6 protein-coding genes are annotated in these 5,779 nt (G+C 42.2%); all 6 read left to right on the forward strand.

What is annotated here, in order from left to right; all coding sequences use genetic code 11:
- Nucleotides 1-168: 168 nt before the first annotated feature.
- A complete protein-coding gene (locus F7734_RS60095; RefSeq protein ID WP_155753653.1) occupies nt 169-1,131 on the forward strand; it encodes a DevR family CRISPR-associated autoregulator in 963 nt (320 codons plus the stop codon).
- The gene (locus tag F7734_RS60100; protein ID WP_243147642.1) at nt 1,112-1,906 is read left to right on the forward strand and encodes a hypothetical protein; all 795 of its coding nucleotides are present in this window, start codon (nt 1,112-1,114) and stop codon (nt 1,904-1,906) included. The genes F7734_RS60095 and F7734_RS60100 overlap by 20 nt, the downstream gene beginning before the upstream one ends.
- Nucleotides 1,884-2,951 carry a CRISPR system precrRNA processing endoribonuclease RAMP protein Cas6 gene (gene cas6, locus F7734_RS60105; protein WP_155753654.1) on the forward strand — a complete coding sequence of 356 codons (1,068 nt, stop codon included), beginning with the start codon at nt 1,884-1,886 and terminating at the stop codon, nt 2,949-2,951. Before F7734_RS60100 ends, cas6 begins: the two co-directional genes overlap by 23 nt.
- Nucleotides 2,948-3,529 (forward strand): CRISPR-associated protein Cas4, encoded by a 582-nt coding sequence (cas4, locus tag F7734_RS60110; protein WP_155753655.1) that lies wholly within the window; start codon nt 2,948-2,950, stop codon nt 3,527-3,529. The genes cas6 and cas4 overlap by 4 nt, the downstream gene beginning before the upstream one ends.
- Before the next feature lie 272 nt (nt 3,530-3,801).
- Nucleotides 3,802-4,779 (forward strand): type I-D CRISPR-associated endonuclease Cas1d, encoded by a 978-nt coding sequence (gene cas1d, locus F7734_RS60115; protein ID WP_155753656.1) that lies wholly within the window; start codon nt 3,802-3,804, stop codon nt 4,777-4,779.
- A gap of 179 nt (nt 4,780-4,958) precedes the next feature.
- The gene (gene cas2, locus F7734_RS60120; RefSeq protein ID WP_155753657.1) at nt 4,959-5,252 is read left to right on the forward strand and encodes a CRISPR-associated endonuclease Cas2; all 294 of its coding nucleotides are present in this window, start codon (nt 4,959-4,961) and stop codon (nt 5,250-5,252) included.
- Nucleotides 5,253-5,779: the final 527 nt, after the last annotated feature.

Here is a 5,779-nt window from a genome sequence, read left to right on the forward strand (position 1 = left end):
CCTAACCCTCCCCTTGTAAAGGGGAGGGAAGTAAATTTCTCTTATTTCCCCCCTTTACAAGGGGGGACTAAGGGGGGTAATAAACACCAGACTACTTTTCAAACATCCTCTAAAAACAGGATTATCCAATCTAAAAATTACAATTCATAATTCACAAAACAAACCAAAATGTCCAACCAAAATTTCTCAGTTTATTCCCTCTCCATTAGCGGTTTACTTTCCTGGCAAATTCACGCCCTCAATAACGAAGGAAACGAAGGAAATCAATCATTAACCCGCCGTTTTTATATCATCCAAAAAGGTGGAAATGAACCCGAATATGTTAACGGTGTTTCTGGCGATATGCTCAAACACATTCAAGCCGAACATTTACACCGCATCTCTTTAGAATCTGGTTTAAGTTTGTCAGCAGGCGGAAAACAATTTAATCCCGATCGCATTGGTTACGATATCGAGAAAAACCTACCTATATTTACCAACAAAGATACGGATTTAGCCACCAAAACTGCCAAAATTCTACAACTTTGCACCATCAGCGATTTAGAAGGGTTTATGGTGACAGAAAAGAAAGGACAAACCCTCAAACGAGAATCCGTCATTGAATTTGGTGCGGTTGTTGGTTTACCCACCTACGTCAAAACCCAAAGCTATTTCCATGCTAAATACGGTATCGAAAATCCTACTCCTTACAACGTCCAAGTAAGTTCCGGGTTGTATGCAACCGTCCTCAATGTAGAAGCATTCCGTATCGGCTACAATCCCCACAATTTTAGCTACAGCATTGACACAACCCAACGAAAACAACGTTTAGACGCACTCCTCAAAAGCATTCTTTACACCTATATGCAGCCCAACGGAGCCAAACGCAACACCCATCTCCCTCACCCCGATTATTTTGAAGGAGTCATCACCGTCAGTACCCGTCGCTGTCCCGCACCCATGTTAAGCCCGTTAGAAGAAAGTTACAACCGTCAAATTCTCAGCTTGGCAAATACCTTAAATAACCTCAATGGTGAAGGAACAATTCGCTGCTTTGAATTCGATTCAATGGCACAACTCGCCGAACAAATCCAAATCATCATAGAACAAGGACAACCCTGGGAGAGCGAAAATGCCGAAGCAGTCGAATAATGCAAATTTCCCTCTCTTACGAGGAGAGAGATTAGAGAGGGTATGGTTGACAGTCTCATACCAACCCGTGAGCCTATTCACTCTCAAACGTTCCGATGCAACCAGTATGGCAGCTCGTTCTAACCTGGTTCCCACACCCTATACAATTAAAATGGCACTACTCAAAGCCTTACTTGAAAGCCAGGGAAAACAATATCAGGACAATTTTGATACTTGGATCGAAAGGGAATTTACTTGGATTCGGGATTTGCAAATCTATATCCTTCCACCAGAACAACTAGTAGTCAATCGCAATGGTTATAAACTCCGATACTTCGACCAAATCACAGATAAAGCGGACAAAAGTAGGACAACTCGTCCCATGCAAGACGGGTTTGTATTTCGAGAATGGATACATTTACAGGGAGAATTGCAAATTTGTGTGGGAATGAATGAAGATGTGTCAAATAAATTACAAGATAATCAACAAAATAAGTTACAAGAATTAACCCAACTTTTTGCCCAAATCAATTATTTTGGTAAAAAAGGTTGCTTCTTTCAATACTTGCCCAACCGTACCCAAACAACAAACCAACCTACCTTTATCCCCAACCCTAATGACAGTTTTACCATCCAACCAATGGATGATTTTAGTTCAAAAACCACCTTCAACCGGATAAATCCCTTTTCTAAGGACAAAGCCCAACTCGACAAAGATAGAATCATCAAACCTGGATTTTTACCCTTAAAACTTCGCTCTACGAGTGCTCGTTATGACTTCTACCAAAGAGACTGATACTCCAAAAACTACGAATCTCTCGGTCAATCAACCAAAAACAGAACCAACTTTCGCCGGACTCAGTGTAATTTTACGCCCTACTCAAATCAACACCACCCCGGTTAACTTAAGCCAATGGCTACAACAGGAAGATATTCAGGATGATATTAATCCCATCTGGATACCTCTACGCAAAACCGATGGCGTGACAAAAATTATGCCCGTACTGCCAGACGCAAATTTATACGATAATTTTATGGGGATGCTGTGGAGGCAAATTGCGGGTAGTAATCTGGTTGAATGGCGACAAAGACTTTATGAAATCAGTGGTGTGGAAGTTAATTCCGATTCCCTTCACAGAATTCAAATCGCTGTTAATTCAGTTCAACCCTTTCCTCCCACTGTAGCACGCGCTATCCATGCATTGTGTTTTCGCTGGTTTGCCAACACCAGCCCAGAATTAGCCGAAATCATACACCAACAAGAAACCCTACCCCTAACAACTGGATGGGAATATTGTTCTCCTAAAAAAATCCTCCTCAAAATCAGCTTGTTGCAAAAAGAATTACTCGCTCCTTTATTGTGGGGAATGAATGCAGACTTAGGGCAGGAAATGACCCTAGCAGGAATTCCTTGTAGAATGGAAGGCTGGATTGACATTACCCAAACAACTAGCTTCGAGAAAATTGCTCAATTACCAGCCCAAAATACTATCGATTTGCGATTTCTCTCCCCCACCAGCTTCAAACAAGTTAAAAACGTCCAACCTTTTCCCCTACCCGACTTGGTTTTCAACGGATTATTACGACGTTGGAATATCTTTGCACCAGAAGCCTTAAAATTTCCTAAAGTCGAATGGAATGTTATTATTTCCGGCTACGAGCTGAAAACCTACGCCATGAAAATGGAAGGTGGAGCGGAAATCGGTGCGGAGGGATTAGTTCGATATAAGTTTGCAGACAGCGAACAAGCTAGAATTGCCACTATCTTAGCTCACTTTGCCATATTTGCTGGAATTGGCAGAAAAACTGCGATGGGTATGGGACAGGTTGAAATCGCATGAGTGAAAATTATTTACCCCTGGCGTATCTCAACGCTTGGGAATATTGCCCGCGCCGATTTTACCTGGAATACGTGCTGGGAGAAATGGAAGATAACGAGCATATTATTCTAGGTCGCCATTTACACCGTAATATTAACGAAGAATTAGTAATTACCGAAGGGGATACCATAATTCGCCAACAACAATGGGTATGGAGCGAACGCCTGAAAATTGCCGGAATTATCGATGCGGTGGAACAGACAGAAGGGCAACTCGTCCCAGTGGAATACAAAAAAGGGAAGATGGCACAACACCTCAACGATCATTTTCAACTCTGTGGTGCTGCTTTATGTTTGGAAGAACGCACCGGATGTAGTATTGCTTACGGTGAGATTTTTTACCATACCAATCGCAGACGACAAACCGTAGCCTTTACCCCAGAACTACGACAAGCCACAGAGAATGCCATAGCCTTAGCTCAACTTGCTGCCACCAGAGAAATGCCGAAACCAATCGACAATACCAAAAAGTGTCAATCCTGTAGCTTACAGAGAATTTGCCTACCTTTTGAAGTCAAAGCATTGCGCTTCCTCCAATAGATGGATCGTCATTTGTTATTTGTCATTGGTCATTTGTAAGGGTTTTAGCATATTTACATATCTTTACATAGTTCGGTTTTTTCCTACCTACCTATTTATGTAGTGGGAGTATCTTGCTTCCTTGGTTTAAGTAAACACGGACAAGATGTTTTTATTTAGACAAATGCAGGCAAGATGCGCGCACCACCTGATACTGAATCCACAATCTAAAATCCAAAATCCAAAATCCAAAATCCAAAATCCAAAATCCAAAATCCAAAATCCAAAATCCCATGACTGTAATTTACGTTACTCAACCTGAAGCAGTTTTAAGTAAAGTCTACGAAGCATTCACCGTCTCTCTTAAACAGGAAGATGGTACTTGGAAGAAAAAAACTATACCAGCCCAAACTGCTGAACAAGTTGTTCTCATGGGCAATCCTCAAGTGACGGGAGATGCTCTGGTATACGCTTTGGAATTGGGAATGCCCGTTCACTATCTTTCTTTTGTCGGTAAATACTTAGGTTCTGCTCTTCCTGGATACTCGCGTAATGGTCAATTACGACTGGCACAATACCGAGTTTATCATGACCCTGCCCAGCGTTTGGAACTAGTCAAAGCGATAGTGACTACCAAAATTCACAATCAGTATAACGTCCTCTACCGTCACAACCAACGGGACAATCCTCTCAAAGAACGGAAAAATCTTGTTAAAAATCAACAAACCATTGACCAAGTGAGGGGAATCGAAGGTTTAGCCGCAAGGGAATATTTTGCCTGCTGGCAAAAAATGGTAGGTAAACAATGGACATTCAATGGACGCAATCGCAATCCACCCACCGATCCAGTCAATGCTTTATTGAGCTTTTCCTATGCTTTGCTGAAAACCCAAGTCACTGCAGCCGTTCATGTGGCTGGACTTGACCCCTATATTGGTTATTTACACGAAGTCCACCACGGACAGCCATCAATGGTATTGGATTTGATGGAAGAATTTCGCGCTCTTATTTCCGACAATATCGTGTTGGGAGTATTGAGCAAACGGGAAATTCAACCCCAGGATTTTACCGAAAGTTTAAGTGCATACCGCCTTTCTGATGCTGGAAGAAAGACTTTTTTAGAAGCTTTCGAGCGAAAAATGAAGGATGAGTTTACCCATCCAATCTTTAATTATCGCTGCACCTACCGACGAGCGATCGAGCTTCAAGCCAGGTTGCTAAGTCGCCATTTACAAGAAGGGATTTCCTACAAACCACTTGCTTTGCGGTAGTCGATGAAAGGCGATTGGACAAAGCCCACGCTTCGCGATTAGACAAAGCCCACGCTTCGCGATCGCGATTTTGGCTGTAGGAGCCGAAAAGTTTTTTTTATCCAATGCGGGTAAGCTTGCCCTAGAACGAACTGAAGGGATGCCCACACCACACAAAATATCTAACTTTTCAAACCTCAATGACAACACTATTTTATTTGATTATTTACGATTTACCCGACAACAAAGCGGCAAACAAGCGTCGAAATCGCTTACACAAAATGCTGAGTGGTTATGGAAATTGGACGCAATACAGTGTGTTTGAATGTTTTTTAACTGTAGTAAAATTTACTGAGATGCAAATCAAAATTGAAAAGTTAATCAAACCAGAGGAAGATTCGGTGCGAGTGTACGTACTTGATACAGGTGCGGTGAAGCGAACTATTACCTATGGTTCGGAAAAGCCTCGACAAGAAGAAGCAATTATCATATAGTTGATTAGTAGCTTTATATTTGGCAGACCAAAGCGGGGGCTAAAACCTAGGGGGTTCTGCCAAAATCGCCAGAACCTAGACAAGTTAATAGTTACAGCGTTTTGATATTCTGCACTATTGATAGAAACTGTCAATAAGCAAGGCTGAAATGTGGTCATTTTTTCGATCTGCCAAAACTGCTTGTAGAATCCTTGCTCTGTAAGAGTTTCAGATGGCGGCCTTGAAACGTAGCGATTCCTGGAAACGGGACTGAAACTATACCCCTAATGGGACGCTAATACACGATGCAGAACTTGAAACGTAGCGATTCCTGGAAACGGGGACTGAAAACTTCATTGGTTGAAAGTCCGTACCCTCATAAGCAAACTGTCCTTGAAACGTAGCGATTCTGGAAACGGGACTGAAACTTCTGGCTAAATTGCGATCACACTGGGAATTAGGGACTTGAAACGTAGCCATCTCAGAGCCCACGAGACTAACGAGAATCTCGTATGCGGTCTTAAGCTTGAATAAAAATCTGGGTGGGT

This window comes from Scytonema sp. UIC 10036 (genome assembly GCF_009725235.1).